Annotated in this window: 14 protein-coding genes and 1 pseudogene; 9 read left to right on the top strand and 6 right to left on the bottom strand. The window is 70.5% G+C overall.

All coding sequences use genetic code 11. The features are described from left to right. Positions 1-10 precede the first annotated feature (10 nt). On the top strand, positions 11-877 hold the full coding sequence (locus VH969_RS08335; protein ID WP_331972941.1) for a hypothetical protein: 867 nt from the start codon (positions 11-13) through the stop codon (positions 875-877). Between the two features lie 7 nt (positions 878-884). Here VH969_RS08335 and VH969_RS08340 read toward each other — a convergent pair whose 3' ends face one another. Further along, entirely contained in the window at positions 885-1,688 is an 804-nt protein-coding gene (locus tag VH969_RS08340; RefSeq protein WP_331972943.1) for an IclR family transcriptional regulator domain-containing protein, read from the bottom strand. A gap of 64 nt (positions 1,689-1,752) precedes the next feature. On the opposite strand from VH969_RS08340, the gene VH969_RS08345 reads away from it, so the two are divergent. From VH969_RS08345 to VH969_RS08355, 3 genes are read left to right on the top strand one after another with little or no spacing between them, the layout of a single operon-like run. Further along, positions 1,753-2,571, top strand: coding sequence for a maleylpyruvate isomerase family mycothiol-dependent enzyme (locus VH969_RS08345; protein ID WP_331972945.1), 819 nt, complete (start codon positions 1,753-1,755; stop codon positions 2,569-2,571). Positions 2,572-2,586: 15 nt separating this feature from the next. After that, positions 2,587-3,081, top strand: coding sequence for a VOC family protein (locus tag VH969_RS08350; RefSeq protein ID WP_331972947.1), 495 nt, complete (start codon positions 2,587-2,589; stop codon positions 3,079-3,081). 60 nt (positions 3,082-3,141) lie between these two features. Beyond that, entirely contained in the window at positions 3,142-3,528 is a 387-nt protein-coding gene (locus VH969_RS08355; protein WP_331972949.1) for a Rid family detoxifying hydrolase, read from the top strand. Positions 3,529-3,559: 31 nt separating this feature from the next. Here VH969_RS08355 and VH969_RS08360 read toward each other — a convergent pair. Continuing rightward, positions 3,560-3,820: pseudogene (locus tag VH969_RS08360) on the bottom strand (EAL domain-containing protein); the annotation flags it as partial. Between the two features lie 538 nt (positions 3,821-4,358). Here VH969_RS08360 and VH969_RS08365 point away from each other — a divergent pair. From VH969_RS08365 to VH969_RS08380, 4 genes are all read left to right on the top strand, one after another. Continuing rightward, positions 4,359-4,730: a cupredoxin domain-containing protein gene (locus VH969_RS08365; protein ID WP_331972951.1), complete on the top strand. Its 372-nt coding sequence runs from the start codon at positions 4,359-4,361 to the stop codon at positions 4,728-4,730. A 304-nt stretch (positions 4,731-5,034) separates the two neighbouring features. Beyond that, complete coding sequence (locus VH969_RS08370; RefSeq protein WP_331972953.1) at positions 5,035-6,462, top strand: phenylacetate--CoA ligase family protein; 1,428 nt, start codon at positions 5,035-5,037, stop codon at positions 6,460-6,462. Position 6,463: 1 nt separating this feature from the next. After that, positions 6,464-7,426: a hypothetical protein gene (locus VH969_RS08375; RefSeq protein WP_331972955.1), complete on the top strand. Its 963-nt coding sequence runs from the start codon at positions 6,464-6,466 to the stop codon at positions 7,424-7,426. 23 nt (positions 7,427-7,449) lie between these two features. Continuing rightward, complete coding sequence (locus VH969_RS08380) at positions 7,450-8,454, top strand: putative sugar O-methyltransferase (protein ID WP_331972957.1); 1,005 nt, start codon at positions 7,450-7,452, stop codon at positions 8,452-8,454. Between the two features lie 63 nt (positions 8,455-8,517). On the opposite strand, the gene VH969_RS08385 is transcribed toward VH969_RS08380, so the two are convergent. Continuing rightward, complete coding sequence (locus VH969_RS08385; protein WP_331972959.1) at positions 8,518-11,154, bottom strand: hypothetical protein; 2,637 nt, start codon at positions 11,152-11,154, stop codon at positions 8,518-8,520. A 297-nt stretch (positions 11,155-11,451) separates the two neighbouring features. Here VH969_RS08385 and VH969_RS08390 point away from each other — a divergent pair, with 297 nt between their 5' ends. Then, a complete protein-coding gene (locus tag VH969_RS08390) occupies positions 11,452-13,749 on the top strand; it encodes a putative bifunctional diguanylate cyclase/phosphodiesterase (RefSeq protein WP_331972961.1) in 2,298 nt (765 codons plus the stop codon). Here the strand turns inward: VH969_RS08390 and VH969_RS08395 are convergent. The 3 genes from VH969_RS08395 to VH969_RS08405 form a co-directional block, all read right to left on the bottom strand. Then, the gene (locus VH969_RS08395) at positions 13,746-14,564 is read right to left on the bottom strand and encodes a cyclase family protein (protein WP_331972963.1); all 819 of its coding nucleotides are present in this window, start codon (positions 14,562-14,564) and stop codon (positions 13,746-13,748) included. The genes VH969_RS08390 and VH969_RS08395 overlap by 4 nt on opposite strands. Positions 14,565-14,696: 132 nt before the next feature. Beyond that, the gene (locus tag VH969_RS08400) at positions 14,697-15,698 is read right to left on the bottom strand and encodes an acetamidase/formamidase family protein (protein ID WP_331972965.1); all 1,002 of its coding nucleotides are present in this window, start codon (positions 15,696-15,698) and stop codon (positions 14,697-14,699) included. Further along, a complete protein-coding gene (locus VH969_RS08405; RefSeq protein ID WP_331972967.1) occupies positions 15,695-17,092 on the bottom strand; it encodes an APC family permease in 1,398 nt (465 codons plus the stop codon). Before VH969_RS08405 ends, VH969_RS08400 begins: the two co-directional genes overlap by 4 nt. Positions 17,093-17,333: the final 241 nt, after the last annotated feature.

The raw sequence follows: 17,333 nt of genomic DNA on the forward strand, positions 1-17,333 counted from the left end.
CTTGGGCACCGTGCTGCGGGTCACGGTGCGCGGGTCGGATGTGCCCGGCGTGGTGCTCGGGTCGGGCGAGACGCTGCTTTTCGGTCGCGCGCCCCGGGTGCCCGACGATCGGCTGGACGCGCAGCTGCGCGTCACGGCCTATCCGCTGCCGGACAGCGCCGAACACGTCTCCCGGTTGCTGGGCGAGCTCATCGTCGGTGAGGAGACCGCCCGGCTGAGGTGGCACGGCGGTACCGAGGCACAGCTGTCCTCGATGCTCGACGCGCCCGGCGGGGCCCGCCGCGTCATCCTCACCATGGGCATGACCGCCCAGCTCGACGAGGGCGAGAGCCAGCTGCTCGTGTTGCGCGGCAAGCTGGTCGGCTCGGGGCACGCGGACCGCGTGCTCGTCGTGGACGTGATGCGTACCGACTCGGCCATCACGGGGCCGATCCCGCTGCCCGCGCTCATGGACCGCGACGCGGCGCCGACCAAGGAGGCGCCTGGCCTGCTGCCGCAGGGACGGGAGTGGTTCGTGGCGCTCGCGCTGGCCGAACCGTGGCTCGTCGGTTCCGACGACTACCCGCGGCCGCCGACGAACCGGGAGATCTACGAGCGAGTGCTCCAGTGGCACGGGTACGCGTGGAACCTCGAACGCCCGCAACGGGTCGACGACGCCATCCGCAAGGTCGCCGCGGTCGCGTTCGGCCCCTACGACGACCCGTTCCGCTCCACCGCCGGCCAGCTGCGCAACGTGCGGTTCGCGGTCGGCCGCCGCGCGGCCGAGGTCCGGCTGGTGACGGTCCAGGACCTGGACGCCGCGAACCACGGCGTCCTGGACCTGCGCCGGGGCGCCCCGCAGGCCGTGCCCGACCCTCATGGCGGCCAGGTGAGCTGACGCCGGTTCACATCTGCTTGGCGAGCATGTCGCTGATGCGTTCCGCAGCGGCGAGCAACGGCGGCAGGAGCTCGCGGCGCATGGCGTCCAGCGTGACCCGGCTCGCGGGGGCCGACACGTTCATCGCCGCGACCGTGCATCCGGTGCGGTTGCGCAGCGGGGCGGCGATGGAGCGCACGCCGATCTCGAGCTCCTGGTCGATCAGTGCCCAGCCCTGGGCCCGCACGCTCTCGAGCTCGGTGCGCAGCGCGTCGGCGTCGGTCACCGTGTGGGAGGTGAACGGCTGCAGGTCGGCGGCCGCGAGGTAGCCGTCCAGGTCCGGTGCCTGCAGGCCGGCCAGGAGCACGTGACCGAGCGAGGTCGCGTGCGCGGGCAGGCGGGAGCCGAGCCCGAGGGCGGTGCTCATGATCCGGGTGCTGGGGGCGCGGGCCACGTAGATCACGTCGGTGCTGTCGAGCACCGCGATGGAGCACGACTCGCCGGTCTCCCGGCCCAGCGACTCCATCTCGCCACGGGACAGCTCGACCAGGTCGAGGGCGGACAGGTACGCGTACCCGATGTTGAGAACCCGCGCGGTGAGCCGGAACTCCCGGCCGTCCTGCCGCACGTAGCCGAGCTCCACCAGCGTGCGCAGCAGCCGCCGCGCGGTGCCTCGCGACAGCTCCGTCAGCTCGGCGACCTGCGTCAACGTCAGTACCGGATGCGTGCGCGAGAACGTCTGCAGCACGTCGAGCCCGCGCTGCAGCGAGGTCACGAAATCGCCGCGCTCGGCCGGCTCGGAGGCACCCGCCGGGTCGTTGACACCAGGCATTCACCGAGCCTAACGTGTCCGCATAGCAAACATTTGTCCGCTATACGGACAGAGGAGTCGGCCGATGGACGCCTGGAACTTCATGAGCCCGCAGAGCAGGGACAACCTCCGCCGCACCGTCCAGAACGAAGCCGACGGCATGTTCGCTCTCGTCGAAGATCCCGCCGTCTGGGAGGCGCCCACGGCGGCCGGCGGCTGGCAGGCCCGCGACGTCGTAGGACACCTGGTCGACACCACGGAGAGCTATTTCGTCGGGTTCGACGCCGCCCGCGGGCGCGGGGAGCCGAACCGGAGCATCCCGCTGGTGGACATGGCGCCCAACGTCGACAAGGGCGCGCGCCGGTTCCGGGACGTCGACCGGACCGAGCTTCTCGCCCGGCTGCGCAATGACCGGGAGAAGATCAACAAAATCTTCGACGAGCTCACCGACGAGGAGTGGACGGCTCTGCAGGTGCCGCACACCTACATGGGCCCGCTGCCGGCGTTCTTCTACCCGATCTTCCAGCTCGTCGACTACGCCGTGCACAGCTGGGACATCCGCCAGGGCATCGGCCGGCCGCACGCGCTGTCCGCGGAGGCGGCGGACCTGCTCGTCCCGCTCAACTTCGTGCTCTGGTCGGCCACCGCCAGGGCGGGCGCCTACCGCGAGCCGGCGCAGATCGGCATCCGCGTCACGTCCGGAGCCAACGCGGGCGAGCACCGGCTGACCATCGGTCCCGACGGCGTGGCGGCCGAGCCTGGTTCCGTCGACGGCCTGCCCGCTGTCCTCGAGTTCGATCCGGCCAGCCTCGTGCTGACGGCCTATGGTCGGATGAACGCCGGAACGGCGCGGGGAGACGTGGCGCTCGCCAGCCGCTTCCTCGGCGGCTTCTTCCGGATCTGAGGCAAAGGGGCGAACATGACCATCGACATCGACGCCATCAACAAGGCCCGCGAGGAGATCAGGGAGACCTACCTGAAGGACGCCGGCGAGCGGCCGCCGACCAGCGCGCGGGGCGTGCACCACGTCGCGCTCCTGTCCTCGGACGTCAGGCAGACCATAGAGTTCTACCAGGGCCTCCTCGAGTTCCCGCTGACCGAGATCTTCGAGAACCGGGACTACGCCGGCTCGAACCACTTCTTCTTCGACATCGGTGCCGGGAACCTGCTGGCGTTCTTCGACATGCCCGGCCTCGACCTCGGCCCGTACGCCGAGGTCCTCGGCGGCCTGCACCACCTGTGCATCTCGGTCGAGCCGGAACGCTGGGAGCACCTGCGCGGCAAGCTCGACGCCGCCGGGGTCGAGTACCTGCTGGAGAGCAAGACGTCCATCTACTTCCGCGACCCCGACGGCGCCCGCCTGGAGCTGCTCGCCGACCCGCTGGGGGAGATGTACGGCAACAAGGTCCTCTAACCGTCCGTCCGCGGCAACCGCCCGGCGGTCGCGGCGGATGCGTCAGGAGAAGGGCGCGGCATGACTCGGAAGGCAGTCTCGACCGGGGACGCACCGGAGGCGATCGGACCGTACAGCCAGGCGATCGTCGCCAACGGGTTCGTGTTCTGCTCCGGCACGGCGGGCATCGACCCCACGACCGGGGTCGCGCCCGACGGCATCGAGGAGCAGACCGAGTTGGCGCTACGGAACCTCGACGCGGTGCTCACCGCCGCCGGTGCGTCCCTGGCGACGCTGGTCAAGACCACCATCTTCTACGCGAACGTGGCCGACTTCGCGGCCGTCAACGCGATCTACGCGCGGTTCATGCCCGACCCGCCACCGGCCCGCTCGGCGCCGGCCAACGCGGCCCTGCCCCGCAACCTGCTCATCTCCATCGACGCCATCGCGGTGCTGGCGGCCGGCTGACGCCCGCTCACCGGTCGTCCGCGGGCCCGGCGGCCGGCTTGAGATCGTGTGCGGCGACCGTGCGGTCCACGGCGTGTGCCGTCGCGATGATGCTCGTGACGATCGCCTCGGCGTCCTTGGCGCGGCCGGGCCCGGCGATGAACGTCCGGTCGATCTTGAGCGTGTCGGGCGGCAGCGTCAGCAACTGGGCGAGCGAGGAGTACCCGGTGCCGAAGTCGTCGATGGCCAGGCGGACGCCGAGCTCACGCAGCGCGGCGAGCGTACGTACCGCGGCGGCGGGATCACGCACGAGCCGATCACCGGCGGATCACCGCGAATTCGTCACTCGGCATGGGCGGCCACAATTCCGCCGCCTTGCTCGCGCCGCCGGCCTGATCCCGCTCGCTCATCCGAGCTGACTTCGGCAACAGAAATACCATCGCAGGCGCGCTCTCGGGCCGGCGATGCGCGCTTACACCGGATCTGTCCGGTGTGGATTAAAGGCAGATCCGGCAAATTCTTTCAGTGTCGACGGTGCGTTTTCGGGCACACTCCTCTCCGGCCGCGACATTGGCCGTCTCTCGCCGCAAAGACTCCGAATGGATGTATCGACGTTTCCCAGCTCAGGATTACGATAGCGCCGCTGGAGCGGAGGTCAAGGTGGGCTTTTCCGAGGCGCGGCAGGTGACCGTCGGCGACGACGGAAGTCGATTACCCCATTCGGCGGGATACTCCGGGAGCCGATTGTCCTGCGGCGACAGGTCCATTTGCCGCCGCGGACATTTGACCGATCAAACGGGACAGACCAACAGTTTGTTGGGAATTCCCCGCGGCTTCCCGGGAGATTGACCATGGCAATTCCTAGGATTCTCTTTGCTATTCCATTACTCGCGGCCGGCGCGTTCCTCCCCGCGGTGGGCGCGGCCCCGGCGACGCCGCCCAGCGATGTCGTCGGCATGGACCACGAGGTCTTCACGATCGACAAGATCACCGTGCACCGCGGGGACACGCTGACGTTCGCGAACAACTCGCGCTGGATGCACATCATCGGGCCGGGCCGCGGCGGCCTGCTCGTCGAGAAGGACGGGCTCCCGATGCACGAGCGTGCCCTGACGGAGATCGACGACCACTACACGACGGGGCGGTGGAACACGCTCGGCACGTACTACATCACGTGCTCGATGCACCCGCTCATGACGGTCAAGGTCACCGTCGTCCCATGAGGCGGCCGCCCGCGACGGGCGGGTGGCGCGGCGCGGCTGTCGCCGGCCACGCCGGTTCGGTTGGCACGAGTATCCGGAAGGGAGGTACGTCGATGGTGTCCTTCGTTCGCAGCATCAAGCACGCTCGCTACGCACTGGGTTCGCTGACCGCGGTGCTGTTCGCAGCCGGCGCCGGCGCGGCTCTGTAGCTCGACGATCGCCGCGGGCGGCCGCGCCGCGCGCGGGTCCTGCCGCGGGCCGGACGACGTCCAGGCAAGGGCGGCGCCCGGTTCGCGGCCCACGGCAGCGGGAGTAGGGAGAGGCAGTGTTCGAGACCGGTGTCCGGCAACTGCGGTTGGCGATGGGCATGATCTGGGGTCGTCGGCTCGATCCGGACAACGTCGTCCGGCTCGTCCGCGACGCGCTCGCCACGCTCGAGGAGTTCGGCGAGCCGGGTGCGGATGCCGGCGAGCTGATCGACGGACCGCTCGACGACCCGGCGGCCCGGCTGGACTTCACCAACCGTGGCCTGCGGCGTACCGCCGTCCGGCTCGCCGCGCGGACGCCGTTCTACGAGCGCCGGTTCGCCGCCGCCGGCGTGCGGCCGGACCGCCTCGACGTCGCCGGGCTCGCCGCGATCCCGGTGACGGTGAAGCGCGACCTGGTCGAGCGCCCGGACGACTTCCGGTGTGCGGACGTCGCCCCGTACCTGACGACCCGGACCACGGGCACGACCGGCCGCCCGGCGGAGATCTGGCTGTCGCGCTACGAGATGGACCTCTGGCCGGCGCTGGGCGCGCTGGCCGGCGTGCTTCGTGGCGAGATCGGTCCGGACGACGTCATGCAGGTCAACGTCAGCTCGCGCGCCACGGCCAGCGTGCAGCTCGACGTCGCGGTGTGCCGCCTCGTCGGCGCCGGCTGCCGCCTGCTCGGCATCGTGCCCCCGGACGAGGCGCTCGAGAGCCTCGGGGGAGCGACGCTCCTGGCGACCACGCCGAGCTACCTGGCCGAGCTCGAGTCGGCGGCGCGGCAGCGTGGCATGGGCCCGGGCGACTTCCGGCTGCGCACCATCGACGTCGGCGGCGAGGTGCTGTCGCCCAGCCTGGCCCGGGCCACCCGCGAGACGTTCGGCGTCCCGGACATCAGGGACCTGTTCGCGATGACCGAGGTCGCGCCGGTCACCGGGCGGACATGCCGGCAGGGCCACCTGCACTTCGACATCAACATGGGGCTCGTCGAGTACCTGGACCTCCAGACCGGCGAGCCGGCCGCGCCGGGCGCGCTCGCCACGGTCGTGATCACGCCGTTCTTCCCGTACCGCGACTGCATGCCGGTCTTCCGGTACGACACCCGCGACGTGGTCCGGTGCCTGGACTCGGATGCGCTCTCCTGCGAGCTGGCCGCGATTCCCGCCGTGGGCCCGGTCGTCGGCAAGGCCGACCAGCTGGTGCGGCTCGGCCCCGACGACGTCGTGACGCCGCGGCGGCTCGTCGAGGCCGTCGAGGCGCTCCCGACCCGGCCCTGGCCGGCTCGCTTCCGCGCGACCGTCCACGATGGACGGCTAAGGCTCACGTTGCCGTTCTCGGCGACCGCCGGCCTCGGCGAGGCCGAGGCGGTCCGCCACTTCGCCGACCACGGTCTCGACGTCGACCTCGCCTACGTGAGCGACGACGAGGCGACCTCGCTGCGCACGCTGCGCTGCGACCTGCACGAGACGACATTCGCCGGCCGCCAGGCTCTCCTCGGAGCGTGACATGAACAGTCCACAGTGGGTCCTGTCCACCTTCCAGCTGGCCGTCGCGCTCATCGGGGCCGCGGCTGCCAGCCTCGGCGCGCTGATGTACTTCCGGCGGGTGCGGATGGACCGCCCGGCGATCGGCCGGTTCAACGGCCGGGACGTCGTCATCCTGTTCACGCTGCTGGTGATCCTGCCGGCGTTCTACCTGCTGGTGCCGCGCTGGGCGCTGGAGAGCCTGCTCGTGGTCACCTACATGGCGGCGCTGTCGATCGGCTTCCAGCCGCTGCTCAGCCCGCCGAAGCTTTGGCTGGGCATCGGCCTGCTCATCGGCGCCGACCTGTGGCTAGGCCAGCACGCGCTCGGCACGGTGTTCGGCTGGCAGGTGTTCTGGACCGAGAACAGCCTCATCGTGATGCTCGCGGCGATCTCGGTGGCGAACCTGTACGTGCAGGGCGGCATGCAGCTGCGGCACGTGGCGTGGTTCGCGGCCGGGCTGGCTATCTACGACTCGATCTTCACGCTCGGCTTCCCGATAACGAACCTGCTCGTGCGCGACTTCGTCGGCTACCCGCTGTTCCCGGCGATGGGCATGCGGATCAGCTTCAACGAGGCCATCGTCGGCCTCGGCGACCTGCTGGTCTACGCGGCGTTCACGATCGCCGCGGTGAAGGCGTACGGCAAGCCGGCGCTGCGGCTCGCGCTGACCCTCATCCTGGTGTTCGGCGCCGCGATGCCGACGCTGTCCGGCCTGCTGATCAACTACATCGACGCCCGCCTGGACGTGATCATCCCGGCGCAGACCTGGTTCGGCCCGGCGGCCATCCTCGGCTACCTGTGGCTGCGCCGCCGCTACGGGCCGGAGCGCACGATGAAGGAGTACCTGGCGAGCACGGATGCCGGCCGGCGCGAGGCACCGCCGGTGGCGCCGGTCCCGGAGGAACCGTCGCCGGACGCCGTGTCCAAACCGGTCTCCGCGTAAGCCCGACGCGCTAGGGTCGCGCCGTGACCGACTGGGCCGGCATGACCAGGCGCCTCCTCGAGGACGTCCGCGACTGCGACCCGATCTACCGCCCGACGAACTTCTGGACCCCTGGCTTGCGGGACATCCTCGCCGATCTCGACACCCGCGGCCTGGAGGAGTTCAAGCGCTGGCCGACGGCCGGCTACTGGTTCTACCCGAGCTACCGCCGGGCGCTGGCCAACGGCACCGTCGACAAGACCTTCAAGCGGGCCGCCAAGGCCAACCCGGGGTTGGACAAGCTGTCGTGGCTGCGCGCGCTCAACGGCTTCCACGAGGCGATGCGGGACTTCGACGCGGCGCGGCTGGCGTGGGACCGGTCACGGTGGCCGTTCGATCTGGAGGCCTTCGGCGAAAGCGCGGTGGGCCGGCCCGTCCGGCACTACGCGCTGACCGAAGTGGACACTGTGCGGTGGGGCAAGCCGTACCTGAACTACCTGCTGTGCCTGGCCGCGCTGTCCCGGCACGTCGACGCGCCGCCCCGGCACTTCCTGGAGATCGGCGGCGGCTTCGGCGTGCTCGGCGAGATCGTGCTGCGGCGTGACGAGACGGCTCGCTATGTCGACCTGGACATCCCGCCGCTGCTGACCGTCGCGTCGTACTACCTGACCACCTTGTTCGGCGAGCGAGTGTCGACTCCGGACGATCCGCCGTCCGACTCGGCGTGCCTGCCGAACTGGCGGCTGCCGCAGGTGCGCGGCCCGTTCGACGTGTTCGTGAACTCGTTCTCCTTCCAGGAGATGGAGCCGCACGTGGTCGACCACTACGTCGGCATGGTGGCCGAGCTCGGCGTGAAGTATGTGGTCTCGCTGAACTCGCGCGCGGGCAAGCGCCGCGCCATCGCGGGGGAGGAGGGCGGGGTGCTGGAGCCGGTCACGTCGGGGCTGATCGTCGAGCAGTTCGGCCGGCGTGGTTACGCGGTGTGCGGCCGCTACGGCGAGCCGCTGATCCACAGCGCTGGCGAGCTGGTGGTGCTGAAGCGCACCTGACACGAGCGCGGTCGCCCCTGCCAGGTGCGCCCGTGCCAGGTGCGCCCGTGGCGCCGGTCCGGCTCAGAAGCCGCCGTCCCCGCCGAACCCGCCGCCCGAATCGAACCCGCCACCGGAGTCGAACCCGCCGCCCGAATCGAACCCACCGGAGCCGCCGGAGTCGAGGCCACCGGAACTGCCGAGGCCCGAATCCGAACCGCCACCGCCGAAGCCGCCCGAACCACCGGAGTCCAAGCCGCTGGAGCCACCGAACCCGGTGGAGCTGCCGAAGCCGGAGTCCGAGTAGCCACCGCCGGAACTCGAGCCGCCGGCGTCCAACCCACCCGAGCTGCCGGGGCCGCCGGAGCTATCGGCGTCCAAGCCGCCCGAGCTGCCGAGACCACCCGAGCCACCGGAGTCGAGACCGCTGGAGCCGCCAAAGCCGGAGGCCGAGGCGGCGACTCCGTTGTCACCGAACCCGGAGTCGGAGTAGCCGATGCCCGTGTTCGTGGCACCGGTCCCGAGACCCGAGTCACCGAAACCGCTGTCCGAGAAACCCGAGCCGCTGTCCACCTGGCCGGAGCCGCTGTCCGAGGTGCCTGCGCCGGTGTCCGGGAAACCGGTGGCGTCCGTGCCGCCAGCGCCGCTGTCGGCCGCCACCGAGCCGGTGTCCGAGCTGCCGGAGCCGCTGTCGGCGCCCACCGGGCCAGAGTTCGTGTTGCCGTAACCGCCGTCTGAGCTGCCCGCGCCCGGATCCGCGTTGCCGGCGCCGGGGTCGGTGACGGCCGCGCCCGTGTCCGGGTTGCTCTCGGCGGGGGCCGAGATTCCCGTGCCGGTGTCCGAGCTCCCGCTAGTGGCGGGGGAGTCCGGGTCGAGGGTGCCGCTGAAGCTGCCCGAGCCGTTGGTGCCGGAGTCGGGCTGGGTTCCGTTCGTGTTCGCGTAGCCGGGGTTCCCCTCGGGGCCGTCGCCCACATCGGTGCTCGCGGGATCGGTGTTGTTCTCGTTCCAGGTTCGGTCCTGGCTGTCCGGGATGCCGTCGCGGTCGGTGTCGGCGGTCGTGTCGGTGTTCGTGTCGGTGTTCGGGCTTGCGTTCGGATCGGTCGCCGCAGCCGGCTGGGCCGGCGGCTGCTGGTTCTGCATCTGCAGGGGGACGTCCACCCGCAGGTTCCACTGCTGCGCGAACGTCGGGGTGACCGGCGGGACGTTCTCCGCGCCCTGCACGCCCATCCTGGCCAGCTGGCTGTTCACCGCCTGCTCGACGTACGGCTGCAACACGCTCCCGAGCAGCTGCTGCCCCAGGTCGTTCGGGTGGTACGAGCCCTGGATGTTCGACGGGGTCAGACCGTTCAGCCCCTCCTGGCGGGTCAGCAGCTCACGGCCCTGCAACGCGGTCGACACGTCCGCGTACAGCCACTGCTGACCCGGGTGCTGCTGCGCCGCGATCGACGATGCGGCCTGGTTGTTCGTGTTCAGGACGGTGGCCAGCTGGTTCGACCGGTCGGCCTCGCCCTGGCTGATCGTCGACCAGCTGAACGGGGACCACCACGTGGGGGTGCCGGGCACGGTGGACGGCAGCGCCTTCGGATAGCCGAGCGACACGACCGTCGCGTTGGGCGAGGCCAGGTTGGCGACGTCGTTCAGCAGCTTCGTCTGGTTGGCCAGGTAGGTGCCGTCGTTGAACGTCTGCATGAACTGCGGGAACTGCTGCGCCGACGACGTGTCGCTGTTGAACAGCGCCGTCTTGACCCAGTCGCTGAACCGCGCGTCGTTGCCGCCGATGCCGACGATCACGACGTCCGCGCCCTTCACCGCGTTGATCTGCGGCGCCTGCTCGAACGGCGTTCCCGGGTTCGTCGTCTGGTACAGGCTGTCCCTGGTGGCTCCCGAGACCGGCACGAAGGTCACCTTGAGGTCCGCGCCCGGGTTGGCCGCCTGGATCTGGTTGAGCGCCTGCAGCGTCGGCGCCGTCGACGACTGGTGCGCCGGGTGGATCTGCTCGACCTGGTAGGTGATGCCGTCCTCGGTCGTCACCGGAACGGGGACCCGGCGGAACGTCGACGAGCTCGCGCCCTCGCCGCTGGTGAACGAGTCGCCGACGACGACCACCTTCACCGTCGGCCTGGCGACGCCGGGCGACGGAGCGACGGGTGCGCTCGACTGTGGCGAGGCGACCGGCAGCGCCGGCGCGGTGTCGGTAGGGGGCGACGCCTCGAGGAACTGCACGCCGCGCACCTTCATCTCGGTGACGACTTCCTGCGTGCGCGCGTAGTCGCTGCCGCTGACCCGGCCCAGCTCCTGGCCGAGCTGCTGGACGGTCATCGCCCGCACGTCGGCCGGGCGGGAGTTCGAAGTAGACGGTGCGGTGTCGTTGCCCGGCAAGGGCTCGGCGGCGGCGAGCCCGGACGTGAGGCCCAGCCCGACGCTCGTGAGGGTGGCGCCGAGCACCACCTTGCCGGTGAGGCCCAGCGGATGGCCGGTTCGCGGGATGTCGTTCCGCGGGACGGACTCACGCAGCGGGCGACCGTATCCGTCGCGCGGAACCTTCGGCTTTCGTTGCTGGTCCCGGCGTCGCCGGCGGTTCGGTCGGTTCTCGTCCACAGTGCATTGGACGGTTGGCGGCGTGGGCGGGGCCGGCGGCTCGGCGAGCATCTCGTCGACGAACTTCTCGAGCCACGCGTGGTTGACGGCGTCCTCCGCCGTCCGTCTCTTCTGGACGTTCACTGGAGCTCCGATACGGGTGAGCAAGCAGGGGGCGACGCGCACGGAAAGTAGGCGAGGTGTCACCGTGTGAGAAATTGTGAGCGGCCGCGGAAGCCCACGTCAACGTGGCCAGGACCGGAAACTTCCGGCCCGCGCGTGAATCGCGGCCGCGCGTCCAATTTCGACCCCGAAAACATCGACCGAATGGACGCACGGCGACCAGGTTCGCGAAGTGTCCGATTAGGGTAATGTGCCTCGCGCGGGTCGACGCGGTGACCGTGATGCGCGTTGACCTGGGCGAACAACATGCGAGGAGCCATGAAGTTCCGGCGCTACCAGCTGGCTGTCTTGCTGATCGTGGTCCTGGCGGCCGTGATCGTCGTGAACGGCCTCGCGCTCTGGGGCGACCAGTTCGCACAGTGGGTGGACAACGCACTGCAGCTGAGCGCCGGGCTGACCGCGGTCGTGTGCGGCTGGCTCGTCGGCCGCCGGATGCGCGGCGCGCAGCGCTGGTGGCGGATGCTGTTCGCGCTGGGCATGCTCGGCTGGTCCGCCGGGCAGCTCGTCTGGTCGTGGTACCAGCTCTTCGGTGGCGAGGGCCTGCCGTCGCCGTCCCTGGCCGACGTGGGCTACCTGACGCTGCCGGGCTTCGCGCTCGCCGGCCTGTTCGTGCTGGCCCGCGCGCGAGAGCGGCCGGACGCCCAGCGCTTGTTGCCCGGCCGGTGGAACGCGCACTTCGGCGCCGCCGTGGTGCTCGACGGCCTCGTCGTGATCGGTTCGCTGTTCATCCTGACGTGGACGGCCGCGCTCGGCGCGGTGGTGCAGGCGACCGGGCCGGACGCGCTCGCCTGGGCGGTGGCCATCGCCTATCCACTCTCGGACCTGCTCCTGGTCGTCGTCGCGGTGCTGCTGGTGGTGTTCGACCGGGTGGACCGGCCGTACCGGGCCAACCTGCTCCTGCTCGCCGCCGGGATCGTGGCGCTCGCCTGCTCGGACAGCATCTTCGCGTACCTGGTCAGCATCGGCGCGGAGAGCATGAAGCCCTGGGCCGACGCGGGGTTCGTCCTCGGACCGCTGCTCATCGCCTACGCGTTGCTGGCCACGCCGAGCCGGCGCCCCGGCGAGAACCAGACCGTCCCGGTGGACTGGTGGCGGCTGGTCCTGCCCTACGTGCCGGTCGCCGCCGTGGCCATGTTGATCAGCATCCAGCTGCTGTACGGCGAGGGGCCGGACGCGGTCGAGGTCTCCGTCGGCGTCTTCGTCATCTTCCTCGTGCTGGCCCGGCAGCTGCTGTCGCTTCTGGACAACCGGTTGCTGCTGCGCCGGGTGTACGAAGGCCAGCAGCAGCTGGCGCACCAGGCGTACCACGATCCGCTGACCAATCTCGCCAACCGGACGCTGTTCGCCGACCGGCTCGACCGCGCGTTGTCCATGGGTGCCGGCACGGGCGGCTCGCTCGTGCTCATCTTCGTCGATCTCGACGACTTCAAGGAGGTCAACGACCAGTTCGGCCACGCGGGCGGGGATGTCGTCCTGCACGCCGTGGGGCAGCGGCTGCTCGGCTGCGTGCGGTCGTCGGACACCGTGGCCCGGCTCGGCGGCGACGAGTTCGCGGTCCTGCTGGAAGGCGAGGTCGACGCGCCGCAGGCGGTCGCGGACCGGATCCGGAGCGCGCTGCGCCGGCCGTTCGCGGTGCACGGCACCCAGGTCGCCGTCCGCGCCAGCATGGGCCTGGTCGTGCTCGACCCGGCCGAACCGCTCGTGACGTCGGACATCCTGCTCGGCCGCGCGGACACGTCGATGTACGAGGGCAAGCGGCTGGGCAAGGACACCACCGTGGTGTACCGGCCGTCGCTGAACGGCCCGCCGGACTTCACCGCGGCGCTGCGGCGGGCCCAGGGTGGTGTGCCGGACGGCTTCACCATGGAGTTCCAGCCGATCGTGCGGCTCGGCGACGACGTGCCGGTCGCGGTGGAGGCGCTGGCGCGGTGGACCGCGCCGGACGGCACGCAGATCCCGCCGCACACGTTCGTCAGTGCGGCCGAGGGAGCCGGGCTCGGGGCCGAGATGGACGCGCTGGCACTGGACGTGGCGTGCCGCGAGCTCGCCGCCGCCGGGCTGGACCTGACCGTGCACGTCAACGTCTGCGCCACCCGGCTGGGCGCCGCGACGCTGGAGCAGAGCATCGCCGCGGCGCTCGCCCGCTACCACCTGCCCGCCGACCGGCTCGTCATCGAGATCACCGAGACCGTGCCGGTGCTCGACCTCACTGCCGGGGCCGACGCGATCCGGCGGCTGCAGGCGTCCGGCGTCCGGGTCGCGCTCGACGACTTCGGCGCCGGCTACAGCTCGCTGACGTGGCTGCACGCGCTGCCGGTCGACCTCATCAAGCTGGACCGGGCGCTGACCACCGGCGTGCACCCGGAGCGGGACGTCGCGCTGTGCCGCTCACTGGTCGGCCTGGGTGCCGAGCTCGGCTTCGTGGTCGTGGCCGAAGGCATCGAGACCGCCGAGCAGGCCACGTTGCTCGCGCGGGCAGGCTGCGGCCTGGCCCAGGGCTACCGGTTCGGCCGCCCCGGGCCGCTGTCCGCGCTGCAGCTCGCCGTGACGAGCTAGTGCACGCCCGGTGGGAGCAGACCGAAGATCGTCGCCGTCGAGCCGGCTCCGTTCTTGTTGATCGGCCCGCCGGCGAGCACGTAGGCGCCCTTGGCGGGCAGCTTGGCCAGGTTGGCCAGGATCTCCAGGCTGATCCGGTGCCGCTGGTAGACCAGCTTCGACACGGTGTACGTCTCGTCGATGCCGACGTCCGGGCTGAACGTGTCGGTGCCGGTGCCGCCGCGGCGCCCGAGCCGGCCGGTGTCGATCAGCCACTCCACGGCCGGGATCGAGAAGCCGGGCTGGTGCAGCACGCCGTCCTCGTCGACATTCGGAAACGCCGGGGTGCCCCAGCGGGACTCCCAACCGGTCCACAGCACGACCATCGACTCGTCCGGAATCCGGCCGTGCCGGCGCTCCCACGCCTTGATGTCCGCGATCGTGACGGCGTAGTCGGCGTTGCCGGCCGCCTTGTGCCGGACGTCGATCTTCACCGCGGGCAGGAACAGATCGGCGGGGTCCATCTGGTCGGCGAGTAACGCGCCCTCGTTGAAGTGGCCGGGCGCGCCCCAGTGCGTGCCGGTGTGTTCGCCCTCGCGGACGAACTGCAGGTAGTAGCCGTCCTCGGGGATCGTGGCGATGGTTTCCAGCTCGAATGCCGGGTCGCCGGGGAAGACGTTGGTCGTGGCCGGGTCGTTGACGTGCGACAGGTTGACCAGCCTGAGCTGGTCGAGCCTCCCGTGCGGTACGGATGCCTCCGCGGTGCGGCCCGGCAGGGAAAGCGCTCCGAACAGGCCGGCCATCCCCGCGGCCAGCACCCTCCGCCTCTGTGGCATGTGCGATCACCTTCCGATCACCGAAACCACGGCGCGAAGCCCGCACGGTGGCCTGCAAGGTGATATCACTCCGAGCCCGGCCGGACAAAGCAGGCACGGCGTGGGGAGTGGCGTCGTCGCTCCGCGTAGCCTTCAGCGCAGCCGGGCCGCCTGCGCGCGCAGCTCCGCGTGGATCCCGCCGTACGCGGGGGCGGCGGGCAGGAGTGCCTTGGGGATCTTGCTGGTGACGGTGTAGATCGGGTTGCACACCTGCGCGACCGGGGTTAGCGCGGCCTGGGCGACGATCTGGTAGGCGTCCATGCGGTCGACCTTGCACAGCTCGGACAGCCATGCCGTCATGTCCACCTGGGCCACCCGGTACGCGTTCTCCAGCGGGCGTGCCGCGCCGATGGACATCAGGTGCGCGTCGGACTCCAGCCGTGGCCACGGGGTCGGCGTCCCCTTCACGAGGTCGACGATGACCACCGTGTTCATGGCGACCTCGACGCCGGTCCCGCACGCCTCGCCCTCGCCCTGGCGCGCGTGCCCGTCGCCGAGGGAGAACAGCGCGCCCTCGACGTTGACGCCGAAGTAGGCGGTCACCCCGGCACGCATCTCCGGGGTGTCGAGGTTGCCGCCGTGGGAGTCGGGGACCAGCGAGGAGCGAGCCTCGAGGGCGGCCGGGGCCACGCCGACCGTGCCGTGCATGGGATCCATCGGGAGCTCGAGGGTCAGCTCCGCGCTCTTCGCGCGGTAGGTGACCGTGCGCTTCGCGTTGTCGAGCTCGTACAGCCACACCAGTTCCGGCAAGGCGTCCTGCAGCGTGGCCGTCTGGGCGTCGGACGTGAGCGTGCCGAAGAACGGCACGGTCGTCGCCGCCCCGACGTCGGTGGCGGGCTCGATCGACACGAAGTGCAGCGCGAGCGTGTCGCCCGGCTCGGCACCGTCCACATAGAACGGTCCGGTTTGCGGGTTGAGGAAGGGAAACTCGCACACCTGGGACACCAGATCCTGCTCGGTGCGGACCTTGCCGGCGTAGCAGTCCTCGGTCCACAGCGCGAGTGCCTCGCCCGGCTGGACCGAGCGGACGGGGGACACGCCGCCGAAGGTCCAGGCGAACTCGTCGGGGGCGGGACGGTACTCGATGACCTTCACACGTTCTCCCTCGTCGGTTGGGACAGCGCCGGCGTGCGGCCGCTCAACATCAGTGCCGCCATGACGACGAGTCCGATGCCGAGCCATATCAGCCCGACCGTCTGCGCGGCGACCTTCGCCTCGATCACGACGTAGCCGAGAATGACGATGCCGCACAAGGGAAACACCAGGTGCCGCAGGTAGTTCCGGCTCCGCCGGCGGATGAGGTAGTGCACGATCACCGACAGGTGCAGCAGCAGGAACGCCGTCAGCGCACCGAAGTTCACCAGCGTCGTGAGCAGCGAGACACCGTTGTCCTCCCGCAACGTCAGGCCGGCGCCGACCGCGACCGAGATCAGCGCGACGAGGAAGGTCGCCCGCGCGGGAACCTGGTGGCTGGGGTCCACCTTCGCGAGGAAGCGGGGTAGCTGACGGTCGCGGGCCATCGAGAACAGCAGCCGGGACGTCGCCGCCTGGGCGACGAGGGCGTCCGCGAACCCCCAGGCGATCGCGGTCATGACGGCGGTCAGCACGTACAGCCAGTGCCCGCCGGCGTGCTGGGCAGCGTCGTAGAAGGCGGTGCCGGACGTGTCGCCCTCGGTCAGCAGCTTCTGCCGGTCGGGCACGAGGAGCGCGGCGACCCATGTCTGCACGATGAACAGCACGGCGACGACGAGGAGGGACGCCACGGTCGCGCGCGCCACCTGGTTGCCCGCCTCGCGGTTCTCCTCCGAGAGCGTGGAGATCGCGTCGAAGCCGAGGAAGCTCAGCGCCGCCAGGGAGACCGCGCCGAAGACCAGGCTGAGGGAGAACGTGTCGGAGTCGTAGACCGGCGAGAGACCGTCCCCGGTGGCCTTGCCGCTCACGAGCGCGACGATGCCGACCACGAGGAAGATCGCCAGCACGATGAGCTCGAGGACGAGCATCACCCGGTTGGTTCGCGCCGTCAGCTCGATGCCGAAGTAGTTGACGACCGTGTTGAGGACGATGAACCCGATCACCCAGACCACGACGGGAATCCCGGGCACGAAGGCGTTCATCGCGATGCCGGAGATGATGTACAGCAACGCGGGGACGAGGATGTAGTCCAGCAGGATCTGCCACCCGGCGATGAACCCGAACGGCGGCGCGATCCCGCGTCCCGCGTACGCGTAGACCGAGCCTGCGAGCGGGAACGCCTTGGACATCTGGGCATACGAGAGCGCGGTGAACAACATGCCCACCGCACCGACCGCGTAGGCGAGCGCGACCATGCCGCCGGCGGCGTTGAAGACGCTGCCGAAGATCCCGAACGGTGCGATCGGGACCATGAAGATGAGACCGTAGATCAACAGGTCCCAGAACGTGAGGGAGCGCTTGAGCTCCTGCCGATAACCGAACCGCTCGACATCCAAGCTGGCGTTCTCTTCGGACATGAGCCGAATTAGAGCACTAGCCGGGACGCCACAAAAGAGCTGACGAGCGCGGAGTTCGCGGGAGGCTCAGGCGTTGTCGGGACGGTGTGCGTTTATTGCCGGGCTTTCGGCGTCGGCGGCGTCCGCGACGGCCTCCGCGGCGGCTTCGGCTGCCTGGGCCGCGTCGTCCGCCGCGCTCGAGCCGATCTTCTCCGGTGGCGACGTCTCGCGGGTCGCGGGCGACTTCGGCAGTGACTCCGCG

Source organism: Actinophytocola sp. (assembly GCF_036555685.1).
GTDB lineage: Bacteria > Actinomycetota > Actinomycetes > Mycobacteriales > Pseudonocardiaceae > Actinophytocola.